The 24457-nt window shown below is 55.7% G+C and carries 17 protein-coding genes and 1 pseudogene; 10 read left to right on the top strand and 8 right to left on the bottom strand.

What is annotated here, in order from left to right:
* Positions 1 to 81: 81 nt before the first annotated feature.
* Positions 82 to 540, bottom strand: coding sequence for an SgcJ/EcaC family oxidoreductase (locus V6942_RS09925; protein ID WP_333501192.1), 459 nt, complete (start codon positions 538 to 540; stop codon positions 82 to 84).
* A 267-nt stretch (positions 541 to 807) separates the two neighbouring features.
* Between V6942_RS09925 and V6942_RS09920 the strand changes: the two genes are divergently transcribed.
* The 3 genes from V6942_RS09920 (at position 808) to adhP (ending at position 5883) form a co-directional block, all read left to right on the top strand.
* Positions 808 to 2502: an NAD-dependent malic enzyme gene (locus V6942_RS09920; RefSeq protein ID WP_333501191.1), complete on the top strand. Its 1695-nt coding sequence runs from the start codon at positions 808 to 810 to the stop codon at positions 2500 to 2502.
* A gap of 405 nt (positions 2503 to 2907) precedes the next feature.
* The gene (locus V6942_RS09915) at positions 2908 to 4620 is read left to right on the top strand and encodes an ABC-F family ATP-binding cassette domain-containing protein (protein WP_333501190.1); all 1713 of its coding nucleotides are present in this window, start codon (positions 2908 to 2910) and stop codon (positions 4618 to 4620) included.
* Positions 4621 to 4872: 252 nt separating this feature from the next.
* Complete coding sequence (adhP, locus tag V6942_RS09910; protein WP_106927009.1) at positions 4873 to 5883, top strand: alcohol dehydrogenase AdhP; 1011 nt, start codon at positions 4873 to 4875, stop codon at positions 5881 to 5883.
* A 112-nt stretch (positions 5884 to 5995) separates the two neighbouring features.
* On the opposite strand, the pseudogene V6942_RS09905 reads toward adhP, so the two are convergent.
* The 4 genes and pseudogenes from V6942_RS09905 to fdnG form a co-directional block, all read right to left on the bottom strand.
* A pseudogene (locus tag V6942_RS09905) lies at positions 5996 to 6469 on the bottom strand (MFS transporter); the annotation flags it as partial.
* A 376-nt stretch (positions 6470 to 6845) separates the two neighbouring features.
* The gene (gene fdnI, locus V6942_RS09900) at positions 6846 to 7502 is read right to left on the bottom strand and encodes a formate dehydrogenase-N subunit gamma (protein WP_182967809.1); all 657 of its coding nucleotides are present in this window, start codon (positions 7500 to 7502) and stop codon (positions 6846 to 6848) included.
* The gene (fdxH, locus tag V6942_RS09895; RefSeq protein WP_106927005.1) at positions 7495 to 8382 is read right to left on the bottom strand and encodes a formate dehydrogenase subunit beta; all 888 of its coding nucleotides are present in this window, start codon (positions 8380 to 8382) and stop codon (positions 7495 to 7497) included. The genes fdnI and fdxH overlap by 8 nt, the downstream gene beginning before the upstream one ends.
* 11 nt (positions 8383 to 8393) lie before the next feature.
* The gene (fdnG, locus tag V6942_RS09890; protein WP_333501189.1) at positions 8394 to 11441 is read right to left on the bottom strand and encodes a formate dehydrogenase-N subunit alpha; all 3048 of its coding nucleotides are present in this window, start codon (positions 11439 to 11441) and stop codon (positions 8394 to 8396) included.
* Positions 11442 to 11663: 222 nt separating this feature from the next.
* On the opposite strand from fdnG, the gene yddG reads away from it, so the two are divergent.
* The gene (gene yddG, locus V6942_RS09885) at positions 11664 to 12545 is read left to right on the top strand and encodes an aromatic amino acid DMT transporter YddG (protein WP_106926999.1); all 882 of its coding nucleotides are present in this window, start codon (positions 11664 to 11666) and stop codon (positions 12543 to 12545) included.
* 3 nt (positions 12546 to 12548) lie between these two features.
* On the opposite strand, the gene V6942_RS09880 is transcribed toward yddG, so the two are convergent.
* The 3 genes from V6942_RS09880 to V6942_RS09870 form a co-directional block, all read right to left on the bottom strand.
* A complete protein-coding gene (locus V6942_RS09880) occupies positions 12549 to 13244 on the bottom strand; it encodes an RES family NAD+ phosphorylase (protein ID WP_106926997.1) in 696 nt (231 codons plus the stop codon).
* Positions 13241 to 13642, bottom strand: coding sequence for an MbcA/ParS/Xre antitoxin family protein (locus V6942_RS09875; RefSeq protein ID WP_106926995.1), 402 nt, complete (start codon positions 13640 to 13642; stop codon positions 13241 to 13243). The genes V6942_RS09880 and V6942_RS09875 overlap by 4 nt, the downstream gene beginning before the upstream one ends.
* A gap of 120 nt (positions 13643 to 13762) precedes the next feature.
* Complete coding sequence (locus V6942_RS09870) at positions 13763 to 15259, bottom strand: MFS transporter (RefSeq protein WP_333501188.1); 1497 nt, start codon at positions 15257 to 15259, stop codon at positions 13763 to 13765.
* A 121-nt stretch (positions 15260 to 15380) separates the two neighbouring features.
* Here V6942_RS09870 and V6942_RS09865 point away from each other — a divergent pair, with 121 nt between their 5' ends.
* From V6942_RS09865 to narI, 6 genes are all read left to right on the top strand, one after another.
* Positions 15381 to 15962, top strand: coding sequence for a TetR family transcriptional regulator (locus V6942_RS09865; RefSeq protein ID WP_333501187.1), 582 nt, complete (start codon positions 15381 to 15383; stop codon positions 15960 to 15962).
* Between the two features lie 177 nt (positions 15963 to 16139).
* The gene (locus V6942_RS09860; protein WP_106926989.1) at positions 16140 to 17528 is read left to right on the top strand and encodes a NarK family nitrate/nitrite MFS transporter; all 1389 of its coding nucleotides are present in this window, start codon (positions 16140 to 16142) and stop codon (positions 17526 to 17528) included.
* A 136-nt stretch (positions 17529 to 17664) separates the two neighbouring features.
* Positions 17665 to 21405, top strand: coding sequence for a nitrate reductase subunit alpha (locus tag V6942_RS09855; protein WP_106926987.1), 3741 nt, complete (start codon positions 17665 to 17667; stop codon positions 21403 to 21405).
* The gene (gene narH, locus V6942_RS09850; protein WP_106926985.1) at positions 21402 to 22928 is read left to right on the top strand and encodes a nitrate reductase subunit beta; all 1527 of its coding nucleotides are present in this window, start codon (positions 21402 to 21404) and stop codon (positions 22926 to 22928) included. Before V6942_RS09855 ends, narH begins: the two co-directional genes overlap by 4 nt.
* Positions 22928 to 23623, top strand: a complete 696-nt coding sequence (gene narW, locus V6942_RS09845) for a nitrate reductase molybdenum cofactor assembly chaperone (protein ID WP_106926983.1) — start codon at positions 22928 to 22930, stop codon at positions 23621 to 23623. Before narH ends, narW begins: the two co-directional genes overlap by 1 nt.
* Positions 23620 to 24300, top strand: coding sequence for a respiratory nitrate reductase subunit gamma (narI, locus tag V6942_RS09840; RefSeq protein WP_064545526.1), 681 nt, complete (start codon positions 23620 to 23622; stop codon positions 24298 to 24300). The genes narW and narI overlap by 4 nt, the downstream gene beginning before the upstream one ends.
* The last annotated feature ends 157 nt before the right edge of the window (positions 24301 to 24457 follow it).

Here is a 24457-nt window from a genome sequence, read left to right as displayed (position 1 = left end):
GTTTGCTAGCGTTCTCATTGATGATGGAATATTGTGACAGTGTCACATAAAAACAACGGGCCCTGCAGGCCCGTGAATAACCTAGCCTTCCGGCATTGCTGATGAATGGTGGCTGGAGATTTTCCAGTCGCTACCATCCCATGCGTAGGTAAACGTGTAACGGGCTGACACCTGCGTTTTGTCGGCAAAAGTAAAGGTATATGTTCCCGTATCAATGGCTTTATTGCAGCCCAGGCGAATAGTACGGGTATCAATCTTGCCGACGGGTTTCTTTGCCAGGAAATGCTCAAAGTAATCCACGCGCTCGGCATCCGTCAGGCGAACCTGATTCGATACGGTAGGTAATAAAACGGCATCGCTAAGATAGCCTTCGGCCACCTTTTTAGCATCCCCGGTTTTCAGGGAGTCATTCCAGCGGTCAAATAATCCTTCAATCTGTGTTTTGTCGACTTTCACACAATCAGATGCGGGCGCGGTTGAAGCCAATGCGGACCCAGATATAAGAAGCAGTGAACCAAGGGCATAAGTTATCTTCTTCATACTATTCCTTTGTTTTAATGTGGAAATTATGAATTGAAAATACATTTGATTTCACCGTGAAACAATCATAAAACAATATAGTTACAGTGGTTTACATATATTGAATTTTGGATTCTTTGAGCGCCTATACGTAGTCTGATTGCTGAAGTTATCACCATCCCCCCGCTTTTTTGTGCCCTTTCCCTCAATTTGTCACCATCATGTTAAAGCTTGCTCTATAATCTGGCCCGCCGCTGGTGTGGAGTGAAAATTACGGAGTGAAGTCAGATGTTACCAGGTAAGAAAAATCGTTCCCTGTATATCCCCTATGCAGGACCGGTTCTGTTGGAATTTCCGCTGCTCAATAAAGGCAGCGCGTTCAGTATGGAAGAACGCAGCAATTTTAACCTGTTAGGGCTACTGCCTGAAGTGGTTGAAAGCATTGAGGAGCAGGCCGAGCGTGCCTGGATCCAATATCAGGGTTTCAAAACTGAAATCGACAAGCATATCTACCTGCGCAACATTCAGGACACCAACGAAACGCTCTTTTATCGTCTGGTCGAAAATCATCTCGACGAGATGATGCCCGTCATCTACACCCCTACCGTAGGCGCGGCCTGTGAACGTTTCTCTGAGATCTATCGTCGCTCCCGCGGCGTGTTCATCTCCTACCAGAACCGTCACAACATGGACGATATTCTGCAAAACGTCCCCAACCACAACATTAAAGTGATCGTGGTGACCGACGGTGAACGCATCCTTGGCCTGGGTGACCAGGGGATTGGCGGCATGGGGATTCCAATCGGCAAGCTGTCCCTGTACACCGCCTGCGGCGGTATCAGCCCGGCATACACCCTGCCTGTCGTGCTGGATGTGGGGACCAACAACCAGCAGTTGCTGAATGACCCGCTGTATATGGGCTGCCGTAACCCGCGCATCAGCGACGATGAATACTATCAGTTCGTTGACGACTTTATTCAGGCCGTTAAACAACGCTGGCCAAACGTGCTGCTGCAGTTTGAAGATTTTGCGCAAAAAAATGCGATGCCGCTACTCAACCGCTATCGCGATGAGATCTGCTGCTTTAATGATGATATTCAGGGCACTGCGGCAGTCACCGTAGGTACGCTGATTGCTGCAAGCCGCGCCGCCGGTAGCCAGCTTAACGAACAAAAAATTGTCTTCCTCGGTGCCGGTTCCGCCGGTTGCGGCATTGCAGAGCAGATTATTTCGCAGATGCAGCGCGAAGGGTTGAGCGAAGAACAGGCGCGTAGCCGCGTCTTTATGGTTGACCGTTTTGGTCTGTTGACGGACCAGATGCCAAACCTGCTGGCGTTCCAGAATAAGCTGGTACAAAAACAGGAAAAAATTCAGGACTGGCAGCACGACAATGGGCAGATCTCGCTGCTTGACGTCGTGCGCAACGTGAAGCCGAATATTCTGATCGGCGTGTCTGGTCAGACCGGGCTGTTTACGGAAGAAATTATCCGTGAAATGCACAAACACTGCCCGCGCCCGATCGTGATGCCGCTGTCTAACCCAACCTCACGCGTTGAAGCCACGCCGCAGGATATTATTAGCTGGACCGATGGTCAGGCGCTGGTTGCCACCGGTAGCCCGTTTGCGCCGGTGACCTGGAAAGATACCGTATACCCTATTGCGCAGTGCAATAACTCCTATATCTTCCCGGGCATAGGTTTAGGCGTGATCGCCTCTGGCGCCTCACGCATTACCGACGAGATGCTGATGTCGGCAAGCGAAACGCTGGCCAAGCACTCGCCGCTTGCCACCCAGGGCGAAGGACTGGTGCTGCCCGAGCTGAAGGACATTCATAAGGTGTCTCGCGCAATTGCATTTGCGGTCGGTAAAATGGCTCAGCAACAGGGCGTGGCGACCAACACGTCCGCCGATGCGCTGCAGGAAGCGATCGATGAGAACTTCTGGCTGCCGGAGTATCGCAGCTATCGTCGCACCTCAATTTAATCTCCTCTCTCATCCCGGCTGAGCATAGTGACGCCGGGATTTCCCCTTTTTGCTGTTTGACGTGTTCAATATGCACGATGCTGATGTGTCATTCATTGAGAAGCAATAATATGTATGTTGTAACTAATGTTTTTTTAAGTAGCATAAAACGCATGCTGCGGCTAGACTGCTTTTACCGTTCAATCTAACAACATCAAAAGGAGGTTAATTATGCTGTACTGTGAAATTTTCAATGTTTCACATACATTTGGTGATCGTACCTGCTCAAGCGTTATCGGTATCGTGCTGCGATAACTTCTGCTTGAGCGAAGACATCAACTCTTAATCCCTTCCCTCGGGCTTACCAGGTTATCGTCAGCGATGTTTGACGAGGCATTTTCATGCCTGTAACACTTGAGTAAGCAAATGAGCACTTTACTAACTGCACAATCTCTTCACGTTGAGACGGCATTCGGCCCGCTTTTCGACGCACTCACCTTCACCCTGAAGAAAGGCGACCGCATCGGTCTGATTGGCTATAACGGCTGCGGGAAAAGTACCTTATTACAGGTGCTTGACGGCTCAGTATCGCCCACTTCCGGTAGCGTATCACTCGCAGCCAGCTGCCTGATGGCGCGCGTGGAACAGCATCTTCCCGACGCGCTGCTCTCGCAGTCGTTGATTCAGGCCGTGCTGGCGCAATTACCTGTCGCCATGCGCGAAAGCGAGCGCTGGCAGGCGGAGCGTTTGCTGGTTGAGATGGGATTCACCGTCACCGAAATTGACCATCCTGCGGCAACCCTAAGCGGCGGACAGCACACGCGTCTTTTGCTGGCGCGCGCACTGATTCGCCAGCCGGATTTACTGCTGCTGGATGAACCGGGTAACCATCTCGATCTCCCCACGCTGCTGTGGCTGGAAACGTTCCTGAACGGCTGGAGCGGGAGTTTTATCCTGGTTTCCCACGATAACCCGCTGCTGGATGCGGTAACCAACACCAGTTGGATACTGCGCGATAACACCCTGCACGCCTTCTCTCTGCCCTGTTCCGCCGCCCGCCAGGCGCTGGCAGAACAGGATGAAAGCGATGCGCTGCGCCACAAGGCCGAGCAAAAGGAGATCGACCGGGTTGCCGCCAGTGCCAAACGGCTGGCGATTTGGGGTCGGGTATACGACAACGAAGATCTCTCGCGCAAAGCCAAACAGATGGAGAAACAGGTCACGCGGCTTAAATCGTCACAAACCGAGCTGACTACCGGTACGCCCTGGCGGCTCGCGCTGCATGGCGATGCCGTACGTGCGGATCGGCTGCTGGAAATGGATAGCCTCCCCGTTGCGCCAGCCGCAGGGCTGCCGCCGCTGTTTACCACGTCGACAACCCGACTGCAAAGCGGCGATCGGGTCGCCATCATGGGGCGTAACGGCGGCGGTAAATCCTCGTTGTTGCGCCTGCTGTGGCGGCAAATGCAGCAGCAAACGCCCGACGCCGGGCTAAAGCTGCATCCCCGACTGCATCCCGGTTATTACGATCAAACGCTTCAGCAGTTGGCCGATGATGCCACGCTGCTCGACGCGCTGGAATCGTTCGAACCGTCAGCGGAAATCCGCAAGCGCGCGTTAATTTCAGCGGGTTTTGGCTGGGCGCGGCACGGGCAAAAAGTCAGTACGCTCAGCGGCGGTGAGCGTTCTCGCCTGCTGTTTATTGGCCTGTCGCTTGCCCGCTACAGCCTGCTGTTGCTCGATGAACCGACCAACCATCTGGATATCGAAGGGAAAGACGCGCTGGCGCAAACCATTCGCGACTATCCCGGCGGCCTGCTGCTGGTCAGCCACGACCGCCAGCTGATTAGCCAAAGCTGCAACCGCTTCTGGCTGATTGACGAACGCGGGCTGAGCGAATGGCCGGATGCCGACGCGGTGTACGCGCAGATAAGAGACACAGCGAGCCACCGTTCTCCTCTGCCAACGCGTCCTCCCGCTACCCATGAAGCCCTGAGTGACGATGCGCTGCTGGAACGCTTAATCACCCTTGAGCAACTGTTGGCCGACGATGTTGCCCGTAAACCCAAACATCAGAAGCCGCAGCATCAGGAACAGTGGCGTGAGGAGATCGCAAAAATACACGCGCAATTAGCGTAACCCCATGCCCGACGCCAGCTTGTTTCGGCGTCGGGCATCATTCATCCCGTGCAGGGCACGCCATTTATAAGCCAGACAAAAGTGTTTACCACTGTCTACCGGGTAACCACTCGCTGAATAAAGCAGCAATATCCGACTGTATCAATATGAAAACCCACCAGATTTTTCCCTGTTCGCGCCTTGCGTTTTGCCCATGGATGGCTAATCATTAATGAGTATTATTGTCGATTACAAATTAACCAGGAGTAGGATATGAAGGCTGCTGTCGTCACTCATGACCATCAGGTAAACGTCACCGATAAGAAACTGCGTCCGCTGCAGCACGGTGAAGCGCTGTTATCCATGGAATGCTGTGGGGTCTGTCATACCGATCTGCACGTAAAAAACGGCGATTTCGGCGATAAGACCGGGGTGATCCTCGGCCACGAAGGAATTGGTATTGTGAAAGAAATCGGCCCGGGCGTGACCTCGCTGAAAGTGGGCGATCGTGCCAGCGTTGCCTGGTTCTTTGAAGGCTGCGGCCATTGTGAATACTGTAATTCCGGTAATGAGACGCTGTGTCGCTCGGTGAAAAACGCTGGCTACACCGTCGATGGCGGTATGGCTGAAGAGTGCATCGTCACCGCAGACTATTCGGTAAAAGTACCGGACGGCCTGGGCTCTGCCGAGGCCAGCAGCATCACCTGCGCGGGTGTCACCACCTATAAAGCGGTCAAAGTTTCGCACATCAAACCGGGCCAGTGGATTGCTATCTACGGCCTGGGCGGCCTGGGTAACCTGGCGCTGCAGTACGCGAAAAACGTCTTTAATGCCAAAGTGATCGCACTGGACGTTAACGACGAACAGCTGAAGCTGGCGGCAGAAATGGGCGCTGACCTGACCATCAACTCACGCAGCGAAGACGCCGCGAAAATTGTGCAGGAAAAAACCGGCGGTGCGCACGCAGCCGTGGTTACCGCAGTCGCCAAAGCGGCGTTTAACTCCGCGGTTGATGCCGTTCGCGCCGGTGGCCGCGTAGTCGCCGTTGGCCTGCCGCCGGAAGCCATGAGCCTGGATATTCCGCGCCTGGTGCTGGACGGTATTGAAGTGGTAGGTTCCCTGGTCGGCACACGTCAGGATCTGACCGAAGCCTTCCAGTTTGCCGCCGAAGGTAAAGTGGTACCGAAAGTGGCGCTGCGTCCGTTAAACGACATCAACGCTATTTTCAAAGAAATGGAGCAAGGCCAGATTCGCGGCCGTATGGTCATCGATTTACGCCATTAATGCTTAGTGCCTCTCCCCGCCGGGGAGAGGCTTATTGCTTAGCCACCAGCCGCTAACGCCTGACGCTGTTGATAGCGGGCGTAAATCAGTAAAGAAGACATGGCCAGGAACGATAGCGCCAGCTAAACTGATGCCCCAACCAGGTCCCCGCGGGCACCCCCACCAGGTTCGCCACCGTCATCCCGGCAATCATGCCCGCCACCGCGGCCGTTACCCGCCCCCGGGGGGCAATTTTCGACAGAATAATCGCCCCGACGCCAAAGAACGCGCCGTGCGGAAATCCCGACACCAGCCGCCCGAACGCCAGCATAACGTAGCTAGAGGAGACGGTAAAAATGATGTTACCGAGAATACACAGCGCCGCCAGCAGCAGCATGATGGATTTCAGGGAAAACCGCGTTGAGAACAGCGCAATAATCGGCGCACCGATCACCACGCCAAAGGCATACCACGAGATCATATTCCCCGCTGCCGGGATCGAGATCCCGACATCGTGCGCCAGCTCGGGCAGCACGCCCATAATGCCAAATTCAGCCATCCCCAGGCCAAAAGTGCCAAGCGCCAGCGCGAAAATTGTCTTTTTCATCCCTCTAATCACTTGTTTATGTTGAGTTTGCTGGATGGCATTATCAGGCATAGGACAGACGCAAACCAGATAAAAAGGCATAACGATGGATTTATCCATAAATACAGCGTGAATGGTGCGACGATCGCTAAAATGTCGATAAATGTAACGCCATACGCTTTTCTGGAAGCGTTCTTTTAAAGGCATGGCCTTTTAACCCGCTCAGGGGATAAATAAGCTGAATACACGGCACTTCATTTGCAACTTGCCTCTCGCACGAATGTCATCGCAGCGTTTGACGCATTAATCATCAATACCGAATACCGCCTATAAAAAAAGCGGCTTAATATTTCCTATTGAGGAAACACTAAACCGCTCTTCACCTGACGAAAAGAAGCTACTTCATCCCTTCCATACTCTCTTTCTTCGCCTCTTCCCGCTCGACGTCACGATACCAGCGCGGATGGTGCTTCTGCGCCCAGCGACGGCTGACTTTACCTTCAATCATGCCTTTAATCGATCCTTTGACCCAGAATGCCATATACATATGGATAAGGATCGCGTGGATCAGAATAATGGCCGAGGTCGCATGAATCAACAGCGCATAACGGATAACCTGAATCGGGAAATAAGGGGCAAAGTACGGTCGCCAGATAATCACCCCGGTCACCAGCAGCACGAAAATCATACTCATGATGGTCCAGAACATCATCTTTTGCCCGGCGTTATATTTACCGACGCGCGCGACTTTATGCTCGTTGCCCTTCAGTACTTCTACAATCCCCCGCACCCACGGAATATCCTGCTTATCCGGAATGTTATGGTGTACGAAACGCGCGAACATAAACATCAGCACCACGAAAATCAGCACGCCAAAAAACGGGTGCAGAATACGCCCCATTTGCGGCGTCCCGAATGTTTCGGTCAGCCACTGCAGCGTCGGGAAGAAGAACGAAATTCCCGAAACGGCCACCAGGAAGAAACAGATAACCACCGTCCAGTGACAGGCGCGATCGATAAACTTCGTGCGCACAATCATTTTCGACTTACTCATGGCCATCCTCCTCTTCGTCATCGTCAACTTCTTTGTTCGGGCCAATACCGATGTAGTGATAAATCAGCCCGGCAAACGTCGCGATAAAGCCGGCGGCCGACAGCGGCTTCAGCGCGCCCTTCCAGAGGTTGATGCTGGTATCAATCGCCGGATCCTTCGGCAGCTTATGATACAGCTCAGGCTGATCCGCGTGATGCAGCACATACATCACGTGCGTCCCCCCCACACCCTCCGGATTGTAAATACCGGCATGAGGATAGCCGCGTTTTTTAAGCTTATCGACCCGCTCCTGTGCCACGTCCAGCATCTCTTTCTTGGTGCCGAAATGAATCGCACCCGTCGGGCAGGTTTTGACACAGGCCGGTTCTTGCCCCACGCTGACGCGGTCTACGCAGAGGGTGCATTTATACACGCGGTTATCCTCTTTATTGAGGCGCGGAATATTAAATGGACACCCGGCGATGCAGTAGCCGCAGCCGATACAATTATCCTGCTGGAAGTCGACGATACCGTTAGCGTACTGAATAATGGCACCGGCAGACGGACACGCCTTCAGGCAGCCCGGGTCCTCACAGTGCATACAGCCGTCTTTACGAATCAGCCACTCGAGCTTGCCGTTCTGTTCGGTTTCGCTAAAACGCATTACCGTCCAGGACTTGGCGCTCAGGTCCGCCGGGTTGTCGTAAACGCCGACACAGTGCCCCACTTCGTCACGAATATCGTTCCATTCTGAGCAGGCCACCTGGCAGGCTTTACAGCCCACGCAGGAGGAGACATCAATCAGCTTGGCCACTTCTTCCTTATAATCCCGCGCACGTGGCGCGGGGGTAATCGGATTGGTTGCCGAGCGTTTGATAATGTCTTGTGTTTCCATTGCCATCTAAACGCTCCTTACGCTTTCTCGATGTTAACCAGGAACGCCTTGTATTCCGGCGTCTGCGAGTTGGAATCGCCTACGTTTGGCGTCAGGGTGTTGGCGATATAGCCTTTCCGCGCCACGCCTTCATAGCCCCAGTGCAGCGGAATACCGACGGTTTCCACCTGCTGACCGTTAACGTTGAGCGTTTGCAGACGACGCGTCACCACCGCCACGGCGCGAATAAAACCACGCTGGCTGCTGACGGTCACGCGATCGCCATTGGCAATTCCCTTGGCTTTCGCCAGCCCTTCACTGATTTCCACAAACTGTTCCGGCTGCGCGATGGCATTGAGGCGCGCATGCTTGGTCCAGGTATGGAAATGTTCGGTCAGACGATAGGTCGTGCCGACGTACGGGAACTTGTCTTTCTTCCCGAGGCGAACCGCATCCTCTTCGTACAGACGCACGACCGGACTGGAAATCACGTTCGGGTGCAGCGGGTTGGTCCCCAGCGGCGTTTCCATCGGCTCGTAGTGTTCCGGGAACGGTCCTTCCGCCAGCTTATCGATGGCGAACAGGCGACCCAGCCCTTCCGGTTGCATGATGAACGGATTGGTCTTGCTTCCCGGCGGCGCGGTATTAAAGTCCGGGATATCGTTACCCGTCCATTTCGTCCCGTTCCACTGAATCAGCATCCGTTTTGGATCCCACGGCTTACCGTTAACGTCCGCCGAGGCGCGGTTATACAGCACGCGACGGTTCAGCGGCCAGGCCCATGCCCAACCCAGCGTATTGCCCAGCCCTGACGGGTCAGCGTTATCGCGGTTGGCCATCTGGTTACCCTGTTCGGTCCAGCTCCCGCTATAGATCCAACAAGACGATGCCGTGGTACCATCATCGCGCAGCAGCGCAAAGCTATTGAGCAGTTGGCCTTTCTTCGCCACCAGTACTCCGTTGGCGTCATACAGGTCAGCCAGCGCATAGCCGTTGTTCTCTTTAGCGACTTCTTCAGACTCCGGACGATCCGGCTGTTTATAGTTCCAGCCCATCTTCAGCAGCGGCTCAACGCCTTTACCGCCTTCGTTGCGATACATCTCGCGCAGACGATGGTAAATACCGGCCAGAATTTCGCCGTCATTACGTGCTTCACCCGGCGCTTCCTGACCTTTCCAGTGCCACTGCAGCCAGCGTCCAGAGTTGGCGATAGAGCCGTCCTCTTCCGCAAAGCAGGTGGACGGCAGGCGGAACACTTCAGTCTGAATCGTCGACGGATCGACATCGTTAGACTCACCGTGGTTTTGCCAGAACGTCGACGTCTCAGTCACCAGCGGATCGATAACCACCATGTACTTCAGCTTGCTTAAGCTGCGCACGACTTTGTTTTTATCCGGGAACGAGGCCACCGGGTTAAAGCCCTGGCAGATGTAGCCGGTGACTTTGCCGTTATCCATCATGTTGAAGTACTTGATAACGTCATAGGCCTGGTCCCATTTCGGCAGCCAGTTAAAGCCCCAGTCGTTCTCTTTCGTCGCCGCATCGCCGTAAAACGCTTTCATCAGGCTGACGTAAAACTTCGGATAATTGCCCCAGTAGTTGACCTGGTCCGGCAGCGTCGCCTTCGGCGTATTCGCCTCCAGATAGGTTTGCAACGAGGTGTGTTTATCCGACGGCAGCGTCAGATAGCCTGGCAGGCTGGTCGACAGCAGGCCTAAGTCGGTTAACCCCTGAATATTTGAGTGACCGCGTAGCGCATTGACGCCGCCGCCGGCCATCCCCATGTTGCCTAACAGCAGCTGAATCATCGCCATAGTACGGATGTTCTGCGCACCCACGGTATGCTGAGTCCAGCCCAGCGCATACAGGAAGGTGGTCGTACGATCGGCCGCGCTGGTAGAGGCCAGCACATCACACACTTTCAGGAAGTCGGCTTTTGGCGTACCGCAGATGTTTTCCACCACATCCGGCGTATAGCGGGAAACGTGCTGTTTCAGCAGGTTCCACACGCAGCGCGGGTGGCTGAGCGTTTCATCACGTTTGGCATAGCCGTTTTCGTCGAACTGATAGTTCCAGGACGATTTATCGTACTGGCGTTTTTCGGCGTCGTAGCCGCTGAACAAACCGTCTTCGAACGTGAAATCGTCCCGTACCAGCAGGCTGGCATTGGTATAGTGCTTCACGTATTCGGCGTTGATCTTATTGTTTTCGATCAGGTACAGCAGTACGCCCGACAGGAAGGTAATGTCGGTGCCGGAACGGATCGGCGCGTAGATATCAGCCACCGACGCCGTACGCGTAAAGCGCGGGTCGACGACGATCAGCGTCGCATCGTTGTTGTTCTTCGCTTCCATCGCCCAGCGGAAACCGACCGGGTGGGCTTCTGCGGCGTTACCGCCCATCACCATCACGACGTTAGCGTTTTTGATATCAACCCAGTGGTTAGTCATCGCACCGCGACCAAATGTTGGAGCAAGACTTGCTACCGTTGGTCCGTGTCAGACGCGCGCCTGGTTGTCTACCGCCAGCATGCCGAGGGAGCGCACAAATTTTTGCGTCAGCATGCCGGTTTCATTACTTGCCGCAGATGCACACAGCATCCCGGTAGAAAGCCAGCGGTTTACCGTTACGCCCTGCTCATTCTTCTCAATGAAGTTGGCGTCGCGGTCGGCCTTCATCAGCTTTGCGATACGCTCGAAGGCTTCATTCCACGAAATACGCTGCCATTTATCCGAACCCGGCGCACGGTATTCCGGATAACGCAGGCGGTTTTCACTGTGTACGTAGTCGAGCAGCCCGGCGCCTTTCGGGCACAGCGCGCCGCGGCTAACCGGATGATCCGGGTCACCTTCGATGTGATAAATCGACTCTCGGGCGTTTTTGGCCCCATCGCCCAGGCTGTACATTAACAGCCCACAACCCACGGAGCAGTATGTGCAGGTATTACGAACTTCTTTGGCGCGCAGTAATTTGAAATTACGCGCCTGTGCCAGCGCCATTTTAGGAGCAAACCCTAATGCCGCTGCCGTCGTCCCGGCCATACCGCCCGCGCAGATTTTAAAAAACTTTCTGCGACTGACGTCCATTGTATTCCTCATGATATGGATCTACATTTCGCCGGAAAAACTAACAGCAAAAGCCCTGATTTTTTTGCGTCAAATCAATGTCGAAAACGGAGCCCCCCTTAATAGTCAGGGGTCGCAGGTTTTATTAACTCTTTAGGGTTATGGCGCTCACAAAAATATCCCAGCGGGCGGCCAAAAGGTGCTATAACCGCAGACTTCGGTTTTAAAAGCATCAGGTTAAATATGGACAAAAAAAGAGCGACGCTCATCGGACTCACCGCGATTGTTTTATGGAGCACCATGGTGGGGTTAATTCGCGGCGTCAGTGAAGGCCTCGGTCCGGTCGGCGGCGCGGCGATGATCTATAGCCTGAGCGGCATCTTACTGGTTTTCACCGTTGGTTTTCCTCAGCTGCGTCAGATACCTGGCCGCTACTTACTGGCCGGCAGCGTGCTGTTCGTTAGCTATGAAATGTGTCTCGCACTGTCGTTAGGCTACGCCGCCAGTCGCCAGCAGGCCATTGAGGTGGGCATGGTGAATTATCTGTGGCCAAGCCTGACGATTTTGTTCGCTATTCTGTTTAACGGCCAGAAAAGCAGCTGGCTGACGATCCCCGGTTTACTCCTCGCGCTGTTTGGCGTCACCTGGGTATTAGGCGGCGAGCGTGGTCTCGATATCGCAGAAATAACGCGCAACGTTATTTCCAGCCCGTTGAGTTATATTCTGGCGTTTGTCGGCGCGTTTATCTGGGCGGCCTACTGCACGGTCACCGCCAAATATGCCAGGGGAAAAAACGGCATCACGCTGTTCGTTTTGCTGACCGCGCTTAGCCTGTGGGTGAAGTTTCTGCTGAGCGAACAACCACCGATGGTATTTAGCTGGCCGGTGATCATTAAGCTGCTGATGTGTGCGCTGTCGTTAGGATTAGCCTATGCGGCGTGGAACGTCGGGATCCTGCACGGTAACGTCAGCTTTCTGGCCGCCGCATCCTATTTTACGCCGGTGCTCTCTTCCGCGTTGGCGGCGGTGTTGCTCAGCGCAACGCTCTCGTGGTCTTTCTGGCAAGGCGCAGGAATGGTCTGCGCCGGTTCCCTGCTCTGCTGGCAGGCCACGCGCCGGCCATAGCCGCTAGTCGCCGTAGAGTTTAATACTCAGTACGTTAGCGATCGCGCTGCCGTTCCAGTGGTATTCCAGATGCTCGGCCTGTAACACCTGCGTGACCAGGCAAGGCCGATACAGCACATAACAGGTATGCCCGGTATGGCGGACGGAACAGTAGTGAATGCCGTCTCTGTTGTGCTTTTTCTGCGTTTGCGCGAACGCCTTTGACTGGCTGTAGTCGGTGGCATGATAGAGCGGCGAAGAGAGAAACGGTTCCTGAGTGATATCCACTAACGTCGCATCAAACTCGGTATACAACACCCGCATCTGCACTTTCTGCGCTGGCTCTCGGGTGTAACCAAAAATACGCTCCTGATGATATACCGTCTCCTTGACGGCGGTATCGAGCAGTGGCGCACAGTAGTAACCACCAAAATCGCCGGTGCTAAAACGCGCGCCCTCCGGGTTAATATGCGTAAACGCCGCCATGACGTAGCTGCTGCCGTTAAGCCCGACCAGCCAGTCTTCTTTCGGCACCCGCATCAGTTCGCCGGCGGACTCCATCAAGCGTTCGTTGGTCAGCGCTTCAACGGCCCACACCGCCTCAAGCTCATCGCTGCTGGCAACATCCTCAAACAGATCGATAGTCGGATAGCGGCTGGGAATGATGCGGTATGCGGTTGCGCCCTTAAACGCAACCAGCGGAGGTGTGTCAGTGCTCAAGCCATTCCCCCTCTCCAGGCCTGAAGCCGCGAAGCGACTTCATACAGATCGGCCACCCGACCACCGTTCATTACATCCATCGCCGAGCGCCCGGCAAAGAAAGGATGCGCATTCGGTTTACGCACCCAGCCATAGATGCTGTCCTCGGCAGAAAACAGGATCCGCAGGCATTTATGGATGTTGAGGATATAGCTCATCCGCTCCTGAATGTCGGCGCTTAAGCGAATGCCGCCTTTGGACTCTTTATATTTGTTCAATGTTGAACGCGAGCTGATACCCAGAAGCCGTAGCTGTTCATCTGTGCTGCAGTGCCATTTTTCCAGAATACGGAACACGACAGGCAGCGCCTTACTGGTATCAACATGACCGTTTACATGGCTTTCTTGTGCTGTGGCCATCGTTCCTCCCGGACATAATTACCGTACATCGCCGTAAAAACAGCCTGTACATTTAATGTCAATTGTAGTGTAAACGTTCAAATATGTACACTGTAAAAAGGCGACGGCTGTACCATCGCCTCACGATCGGGCCGCCTCCGGGGCGTTGGCGAGCCCGCGCCAGATCCCTGCCGCCAGTAGCAACAGGAGCACACCCGCCGTTGCCAGCGCAACGCTATGAGCGCTGATAAAGGCAGTTTGCGCAGCGTTAACCAACGCCTGAGCCGGTATGGCGGGTAGCGACTGCGCCAGCTGCATCGCTTCGCCAATCGACGACGCGGCCCGCACGGCGTTTTCACTTTCCAGCCCCGCAGGCAACACAATCGCGGCGCCGTAACTGCGGGTCAGAATCAGGCCAAACAGCGCAATACCCAGCCCTGCACCCAGCTCATAGGCCATGGTTTCTATCGCCCCGGCCGCTGCCGCTTTTTCTTTAGGCGCAGCGGCCATGATGGCGGAGGTAGACGCCAGCAGCGCGCTGGCGGCGCTAAAGCCCAGCAGCGCCATTAGCCCCCATGCCTGCCAGGGCTGAGTGCTGAAATTGGTGACGGACAGCCCAAGGAAGCTCAGCGCGCTCAGCGTCATACCACCGGTGGCGACCTGGCGTAAACCCAGACGCGACACCAGTACGCCGGCTATTGGCCCGCTGAATCCGCTGGCCACCATGACCGGCAGCATAAACATCCCCGCTTCAAACGGCGTTTTCTGGTGCACAAACTGCAGCTCCTGCGCCATCAGCAATTCGAAGCCCACCAGCGTGACCAGCGCGGTCATGGCCATCACCACGCCGCTTAAGATGATGCGGTGGGTAAACAGCCGCATATCAATCATCGGCCGGGTGGCCGCCAGCTGCTGACGGACAAAGGTATACAGCATGGCGGCCCCCACCGCGGCCACCAGCGTGGTCAGCCACACGGCCTGGTGCCCTTTGAGCGCCGATTTGGCGCTGAAGACCAGCATCAGAATGGCGGCAATGAGCATCAGCGCCTGGGTCAGGTTCAGCGGCTGCTCGCGACGCGCAGGCTGACGCGGCACCATGCGCGCGCCGATAATCATCACCACCAGCACGATGGGAACGTTAATCAGGAAGACCGATCCCCAGTAAAAGTGCTCCAGCAGCAGCCCCCCGACCAGCGGGCCAAAGGCCGCACCGCCGGAACCCACCGCCGCCCACAGCCCGAGCGCCATATTCCGGTGTTTAGCTTCAGCAAAGGTACTGCGAATACCGGCAAGCGTTGCGGGTACGATCATCGCAGCGCCAACCGCCAGCATCGCACGCGCGGCAATCAACGCCAGCGCGGTCGATGAAAATGCCGCCGCCAGCGACGCCAGCCCGAACAGCCCGCTACCGAGCAGTAGCAGGCGCTTAAAGCCAATTTTATCGCCGAGCGCGCCCATCGGCAGCACCATCCCGGCCATCACTAATGAGTAGATATCAATGATCCATAGCAGCTCATTGCCGCTGGTGCCCAGCGCTCCGCTTAGCGTCGGCGCTGCCACATGCAGCACCGTGGCATCAATTGCCACCGGGATATAGACCAGCAAAATAGCCATCAGCGTTAACCACTGGCGAGACATCGTTTGTTCCTCTCGTTATTTTGAAATTGGACATGTGTCCAGGAAAAGGATCCTGCCGGATTGTTGAACGCATGTCCAATTTTTTGTTATTCTCAGCTAAACACTCCTTAAACAATTAAAAATGAACTATTTAACGCGTGAAGAACGACGGGAAGTGATCCTCAAAGCGGCGATGCAGGTTGCGCTGAACGGTGGGCTCAGTGCGATGACCGTACGCCATATCGCCACCGTGGCCGGCGTCGCCAGCGGCCAGGTCCATCACCACTTCGCCTCCATAGGCGAACTCAAGGCGCTGGCTTTTGTCAGGCTGATACGCGAAATGCTGGATATGCCGCTGGTCAGCGATGACGCCAGCTGGTACGAACGCCTGTTTTCCATGGTGGGCAGCGACGATCGACGGCTGGAGCCGTATATCCGCCTATGGCGGGAAGCTCAGCTGCTGGCAGACAGCGACAGCGACATCAAAGGGGCGTATCTGCTGACGATGGACATGTGGCATCAGGAAACCGTCAATCTCATTTTACTGGGCACGCAAGCAAATGAATTTCGGCCAATTGATAACGCAGACGATATTGCCTGGCGCCTGATTGCGCTGGTTTGCGGGCTGGATGGTATTTATGCCCTGGGCATGGCAGAAATAAGCGATGAAATTTTCACTCGCTATATAAAGCATTATATTTCGATAGAGCTTAACCCCGTTTAATTTACATTTAGTAACAATTCACAACGTTTTATTCACGACGCGTTTTCTTACAACGCGTTTTTTTTATCTATTCTTCAACGATAAAGAGATAAAACGGCCTGGCGATAATAACTCCTCCCTACCTACTTCGCTGTTTTTCCTTTGTTTCTTTTTTATGACGTGGCTTCCGAGGGTAATATGGCGACAAAAAATGAGAAAGAGAATCATTATCTTTTAAAAGACTGGAGACCTGAAAATCCCGCCTTCTGGGAAAATAAAGGCAAATCAATTGCCAGGAGAAATCTGTGGATTTCCGTAGCCTGCTTATTACTCGCCTTCTGCGTCTGGATGTTATTTAGCGCCGTTGCGGTAAATCTCAACAAAGTAGGATTTAATTTCACTACCGACCAGCTATTTTTATTAACCGCACTACCTTCTCTCTCCGGCGCTATTTTGCGCGTACCCTACTCCTTTATGGTACCTATATTTGGCGGGCGTTACTGGACCGTATTAAGCACGGTGATCCTGGTTATCCCCTGCATCTGGTTAGGCATTGCCATCCAAAACACCGCTACTCCATTCTGGGTATTTATCACCATCGCGTTACTGTGCGGTTTCGCCGGTGCTAACTTTGCCTCCAGCATGGGTAACATCAGCTTCTTCTTCCCAAAAGCCAAACAGGGCAGCGCGCTTGGCGTGAACGGCGGCTTAGGTAACCTGGGCGTGAGCGTGATGCAGATGGTGGCGCCTGTGGTGATCTTTCTGCCGATGTTCACCTTTATCGGCGTCCATGGCGTCACTCAGGAAGATGGCTCGACGCTGGCACTGAGCAACGCCGCCATCATCTGGGTACCGCTGCTGGTCATTGCCACGATCGCCGCATGGTTTGGCATGAACGACATCGCCAGCTCAAAAGCCTCGGTACGCGATCAGCTCCCGGTACTGAAACGCCCTCATATGTGGCTGCTCAGTCTGCTGTACCTCGCTACCTTTGGCTCATTTATCGGTTTCTCGGCCGGTTTTGCCATGCTGGCGAAAACCCAGTTCCCTGACGTTAACATCCTCAAGCTGGCCTTCTTCGGGCCCTTTATCGGCGCGCTGGCGCGTTCGTTTGGCGGCGTCATTTCCGATCGTCTGGGCGGCGTGAAGGTGACGCTGGTGAACTTCGTCCTGATGGCGGTCTTTACCGGTCTGCTGTTCCTGACCTTGCCCGGCAGCGGCTCCGGCAGCTTCCTCGCTTTCTACGTGGTGTTTATGGGGCTGTTCCTCACCGCCGGCCTCGGCAGCGGCTCCACCTTCCAGATGATTGCCGTGATCTTCCGCCAGATAACCATTGAGAGCGTGAAAAAACGCGGTGGCACCGATGAGCAGGCGCAGCACGAAGCGGTGACCGATACGGCTGCCGCGCTTGGATTTATCTCCGCCATCGGCGCTATCGGCGGCTTCTTTATCCCGAAAGCGTTCGGTACCTCTTTAGCCATGACCGGTTCACCGGTCGGCGCCATGAAAGTGTTCTTTGTTTTTTACGTCGTCTGCGTGCTGGTGACATGGCTGGTCTATGGCCGCCGCGCACCGGCAAAACAATAACGAGAAATTTGCCGGATAGCGGCTCACGCCTTATCCGGTCTACGGGGTCGAGCGGGCTTGTAGGCCGGATAAGGCGCGCGAGCGTCGCCATCCGGAACGGCACGATGCCGGACATTATCGGAGCAGGAGGAATGTCATGAGTAAACTACTGGATCGCTTTCGCTACTTTAAGCAGAAAGGCGAAACCTTTGCCAATGGTCACGGGCAGGTCTATGACAATAACCGTGACTGGGAAGATAGCTACCGTCAGCGCTGGCAGTTCGACAAAATCGTACGCTCGACGCACGGGGTGAACTGTACCGGCTCATGCAGTTGGAAGATTTACGTGAAGAACGGACTGGTGACCTGGGAGACACAGCAAACCGACTACCCGCGCACCCGCCCTGACCTGCCTAACCACGAACCCCGCGGCTGCCCGCGCGGCGCAAGTTATTCCTGGTATCTCTACAGCGCCAACCGGCTGAAATATCCACTGGCGCGTAAAAAGCTCATTGAGCTGTGGCGCGAAGCGCTGGCACAAAATCCGGACCCGGTCATCGCCTGGGACAGCATTATGCAAAGCGCTGAGAAGACCCGTCGCTACAAAGAAGCGCGTGGGAAAGGCGGTTTTGTCCGTTCATCATGGAAAGAGCTCAACCAGCTGATTGCCGCCGCTAACGTCTGGACCATCAAAACCTACGGCCCGGACCGCGTCGCTGGCTTCTCGCCGATCCCGGCAATGTCGATGGTCTCTTACGCCGCCGGCACGCGCTATCTGTCGTTGATTGGCGGCACCTGTCTGAGCTTCTACGACTGGTACTGTGACCTGCCGCCGGCTTCGCCGATGACCTGGGGCGAGCAGACCGACGTGCCCGAGTCCGCCGACTGGTATAACTCCAGCTATATCATCGCCTGGGGCTCGAACGTGCCGCAAACGCGTACGCCGGACGCCCACTTCTTCACGGAAGTGCGCTATAAAGGCACCAAAACCATTGCCATTACGCCGGACTTCTCCGAAGTCGCCAAGCTGAGCGACCAGTGGCTGGCACCGAAACAGGGTACCGACAGCGCGCTGGCCATGGCGATGGGGCACGTGATTCTCAAAGCGTTCCATCTCGACAACCCCAGCGATTACTTTATCAACTACTGCCGCCGCTATACCGACATGCCGATGCTGGTGATGCTCGATAGCCGTGAAGACGGTACCTATACCGCAGGCCGTATGCTGCGCGCCGCCGATCTGGTCGATGGTCTGGGCGAAAGTAACAACCCGGAATGGAAAACCGTGGCCTACAGCAGCGACGGTGAGCTGGTCGCCCCTAACGGCTCTATCGGCTTCCGTTGGGGTGAAAAAGGGAAATGGAACCTCGAATCACAGGCCGCCGGTCAGGAGGTTGAACTGACGCTCTCCCTGCTCGACAGCCGCGATACCGTGGCCGGAGTGGCGTTCCCCTACTTTGGCGGCAATGAAAATCCGCACTTCCGTAGCGTGAAGCAGGACCCGATTCTGGTACGCAAGCTTCCGGCAAAGGCGCTGACGCTGGCCGACGGCAGCCAACGCCTGGTCGTCAGTATTTATGACCTGACCCTGGCGAATTACGGCCTCGATCGCGGGCTGGACGATGCGCTGGCGGCCACCAGTTTCGACGATGTCAAAGCCTATACTCCGGCCTGGGCCGAGCATATCACCGGCGTCTCGCGGAAAAACATCGAGAAAATCGCCCTCGAATTTGCCGACACTGCGCACAAAACCCATGGTCGTTCGATGATCATCCTCGGTGCCGGGGTTAACCACTGGTACCACATGGACATGAACTACCGTGGCATGATCAACATGCTGGTGTTCTGCGGCTGTATTGGTAAGAGCGGCGGCGGCTGGGCGCACTACGTGGGCCAGGAAAAGCTGCGCCCGCAAACCGGCTGGCTGCCGCTGGCATTTGCGCTGGACTGGAACCGCCCGCCGCGTCAGATGAACAGTACCTCCTACTTCTACAATCACGCCAGTCAGTGGCGCTACGAGAAGCTGACCGCGCAGGAACTGCTTTCCCCGCTGGCCGATCCGGCGAAATATACCGGCCATCTGATCGACTTTAACGTTCGCGCCGAACGTATGGGCTGGCTGCCATCTGCACCGCAGCTCAACCTCAACCCGCTGAGTCTGAAAGCCAAAGCCGAAGCCGCCGGCATGACGCCGCAGGCGTACACCGTGCAGGCGCTGAAGTCCGGCGACATCCGTTTTGCCAGTGAACAGCCGGATAGCGGGCAGAACCATCCGCGCAACATGTTCATCTGGCGCTCTAACCTGCTGGGATCTTCCGGCAAAGGACATGAATACATGCTGAAGTACCTGCTGGGTGCGGACAGCGGTATTCAGGGGGAAGAATTGGGTTCGACCGATGACGTTAAACCGGAAGAGGTCGAGTGGCAGACTGCAGCCCTTGAAGGCAAGCTGGATCTGCTGGTGACGCTCGATTTCCGCATGTCCAGCACCTGCCTGTTCTCCGATATCGTCCTGCCGACCGCCACCTGGTACGAAAAAGACGACATGAACACGTCAGACATGCACCCGTTTATCCACCCGCTTTCCGCCGCCGTCGACCCGGCGTGGGAATCGAAAAGTGACTGGGAGATCTACAAAGGCATCGCCAAAGCATTTTCGAGCATCTGCCAGGGCCATCTGGGGACCGAAACCGACGTCGTGCTGCAACCGTTACAGCACGACTCGCCGGCAGAACTGGCCCAGCCGTTTGCGATCCAGGACTGGCGCAAAGGCGAATGTGACCTGATCCCGGGCAAAACCGCACCGAATATCATCGCCGTCGAGCGCGACTATCCGGCCACCTACGAGCGCTTTACCTCGCTGGGGCCGCTGATGGATAAACTCGGCAACGGCGGTAAAGGCATTGGCTGGAAAACCCAGACCGAAGTCGATTTCCTCGGCAAGCTCAACTACGTCAAGCTCGACGGCCCGGCCAAAGGCCGCCCGTGTATTGAGACCGCGATAGATGCCGCAGAAGTGATCCTCGCCCTCGCCCCGGAAACCAACGGTCAGGTAGCCGTGAAGGCCTGGGAAGCGCTGGCGGAATTTACCGGCCGCGAACACGCGCACCTGGCGCTCAACAAGGAAGATGAAAAGATCCGCTTCCGCGACATTCAGGCGCAGCCGCGTAAAATTATCTCCAGCCCCACCTGGTCGGGTCTGGAAGATGAACATGTCTCGTACAACGCGGGCTACACCAACGTACACGAGCTGATCCCATGGCGTACCGTTTCCGGCCGTCAGTCGCTGTACCAGGATCACCCGTGGATGCGCGACTTCGGCGAAAGCCTGGTGGCCTACCGTCCGCCTATCGATACCCGCAGCGTCAGTCAGATGAACGCAATACCGCCAAACGGGTTCCCGGAAAAAGCGCTCAACTTCCTGACGCCGCACCAGAAATGGGGTATTCACTCCACCTACAGCGAGAACCTGCTGATGCTGACGCTGTCGCGCGGCGGGCCGATCGTCTGGCTGAGTGAAACCGACGCCAAAGAACTGGGCATTGCCGATAACGACTGGATTGAAGCCTTCAACGCTAACGGTGCGCTGACCGCCCGCGCGGTGGTCAGCCAGCGCGTGCCGCCGGGCATGACCATGATGTATCACGCCCAGGAGCGTCTGATGAATATTCCAGGCTCGGAGGTCACCGGTCGACGCGGCGGTATCCACAACTCGGTCACGCGTATTTGCCCGAAACCTACCCATATGATTGGCGGCTATGCGCAGCTTGCCTACAGCTTTAACTACTACGGCACGGTCGGTTCGAACCGCGATGAGTTCATTATGATCCGCAAAATGAAAAATATTAATTGGCTGGACGATGAAGGCCATGACCAGGTACAGGAGGCGGCAAAATGAAGATTCGCTCGCAGGTTGGGATGGTGTTAAATCTTGATAAATGCATTGGCTGCCATACCTGCTCCGTGACCTGTAAAAACGTCTGGAGCAGCCGCGAAGGCATGGAATATGCGTGGTTCAACAACGTGGAAACCAAACCGGGCATCGGTTTCCCGAAGGATTGGGAAAACCAGGAAAAGTGGCAAGGTGGTTGGGTACGCGGTATATCCGGTAAGCTGACGCCGCGCCTCGGCGGGCGCATTGGCGTGCTGTCGAAAATATTCGCCAACCCGCTGATCCCGGGGATTGACGACTATTACGAGCCGTTCACCTACGATTACCAGCATCTGCACAACGCGCCGGAAGGCAAACATCTGCCAACCGCCCGCCCGCGCTCGCTGATCAGCGGGCAGCGGATGAACAAAATTGAATGGGGCCCGAACTGGGAAGAACTGCTCGGCGGCGAATTTGAAAAGCGCGCCCACGACCATAACTTCCAGGAAATGCAAAAGGAAATGTACGGTCAGTTTGAAAACACCTTCATGATGTACCTGCCGCGTCTGTGCGAACACTGCCTGAACCCAAGCTGCGTTGCCACCTGTCCAAGCGGTGCTATCTACAAGCGTGAAGAAGACGGCATTGTGCTGATCGATCAGGACAAATGCCGCGGCTGGCGTATGTGCATCAGCGGCTGTCCGTACAAAAAAATCTACTTCAACTGGAAGAGCGGCAAGTCGGAAAAATGCATCTTCTGCTACCCGCGCATCGAGTCCGGCCAGCCGACCGTGTGCTCGGAAACCTGCGTTGGCCGCATCCGCTACCTGGGCGTGCTGCTGTACGATGCTGACCGCATTGAAGAGGCCGCCAGCACCGAGAAAGAAACCGATCTTTATGAACGCCAGTGCGATGTGTTCCTCGACCCACACGACCCGGCGGTGATTGAAGAAGCGCTAAAACAAGGCATCACCCAGAACACCCTCGACGCCGCCCAGCGTTCGCCGGTATACAAAATGGCGATGGACTGGAAGCTGGCGCTGCCGCTGCATCCAGAATACCGTACCCTGCCAATGGTCTGGTACGTGCCGCCGCTGTCGCCGATTCAGTCCGTTGCGGACGCAGGCGGCCTGCCGAAAACCGACAGCATTCTGCCAGCGGTCGAAAGCCTGCGTATTCCGGTACAGTACCTGGCAAATATGCTAAGTGCGGGCGACACCGGCCCGGTGCTGCGCGCGCTGAAACGCATGATGGCCATGCGTCACTACAAACGCTCGCAGACCGTTGAAGGGGTCACCGACACGCGCGCGCTGGAAGAAGTGGGCTTAAGCGTCGAACAGGTTGAAGAAATGTACCGCTACCTGGCGATTGCCAACTACGAAGATCGTTTCGTGATCCCCACCAGCCATCGTGAAATGGCGGAAGATGCCTTCCCGGAAAGCAAGGGCTGCGGCTTCACCTTCGGCGACGGTTGTCACGGGTCGGACACCAAGTTCAACCTGTTTAACAGCCACCGTATTGATGCCATCAACATCGGGGAGAAAGACTAATGCGAGTCCTGAAAATCATCGGGCTGCTGCTGGAGTACCCCGATGAGCTAAGCTGGGACAACAAGGCGGAGCTGTTTGCGCTGATTGACAGCGACGCCCCGGCGCTGCGTCCCTTCCTTGAACAACATCTGGCGGCCTCGCTGCTTGATAAGCAGGCTGAATGGTGCGAGATTTTCGAGCGCGGGCGCGCGACGTCACTCATGCTGTTTGAGCACGTGCATGCGGAATCCCGCGACCGTGGTCAGGCGATGGTTGAGCTCATGTCGCAGTATGAACAGGCCGGTTTGCAGCTCGACTGCCGCGAACTGCCTGACCATCTGCCGCTCTATCTTGAGTATCTCAGCATTCTGCCACAGGCTCAGGCGCAGGAAGGCCTGCAAAACGTGGCGCCGATTCTGGCGCTGATTGGCGGGCGGCTGAAACAGCGTCAGGCACCGTGGTATCAGCTGTTCGACACCCTGCTGTCATTGGCGAAAACATCATTATCAAGTGACAGTGTCACAAAACAGGTGGCGGGTGAAGCGCGAGATGATACCCGTCAGGCGCTGGACGCAGTCTGGGAAGAAGAACAGGTGAAGTTTATCGAAGATAACGCCACCGCCTGTGACAGTTCCCCGCTGCAAAGTTATCAACGACGCTTTAGCCAGGACGTGGCGCCACAGTATGTCGACGTCCGTGCGGGAGGCCCGAAATGATACAGTACCTCAACGTCTTTTTTTACGATATCTACCCTTACCTCTGCGGCACGGTGTTCCTGCTGGGCAGCTGGCTGCGCTACGACTACGGTCAGTACACGTGGCGCGCCTCCTCCAGCCAGATGCTCGACAAGCGCGGAATGGTGATTTGGTCCAACCTGTTCCACGTCGGTATTCTGGGGATCTTCTTCGGCCACTTCTTCGGCATGCTCACGCCGCACTGGGTCTATGAATCCTGGCTGCCGCTGTCGCAGAAACAGCTGATGGCGATGATTCTCGGCGGTGCCTGTGGGGTAATGACGCTGGTCGGCGGCGCTGGTCTGCTGATTCGTCGTCTGTTCAACCCGCGCATTCGCGCAACCTCATCGACGGCGGATATTCTGATCCTCAGTATTTTGCTGATCCAGTGCTGCCTCGGCCTGACCACCATTCCGTTCTCCGCGCAGCACCCTGACGGCAGCGAGATGCTGAAGCTGGTGGACTGGGCGCAGGCGGTGGTCACCTTCCACGGCGGCGCATCGGCGCACCTGGACGGCGTAGCCTGGGTTTACCGCGTGCATCTGGTGCTCGGCATGACCATCTTCCTGCTGTTCCCGTTCACCCGCCTGGTGCACGTCTGGAGCGCGCCGGTGGAATACCTGACTCGCCGTTATCAGGTCGTGCGCTCACGCCGATAACCGTTTTAATCCCTGTAGCCCGGCCGAGCATCGCGACGCCGGGTTTTTTACGCCACAAACAAAATACTAAACCTAATCTCAACCACTTGATCTTTCACCACCACAATGAATAATAACGCGCTATATTACGCTCGTTGAATTTACCAGCGTGCCTGAA

Origin of the sequence: Kluyvera genomosp. 2, assembly GCF_036759865.1 — a bacterium.
GTDB lineage: Bacteria > Pseudomonadota > Gammaproteobacteria > Enterobacterales > Enterobacteriaceae > Kluyvera > Kluyvera ascorbata_B.
This window is presented reverse-complemented; position numbering and strand designations above follow the sequence as displayed.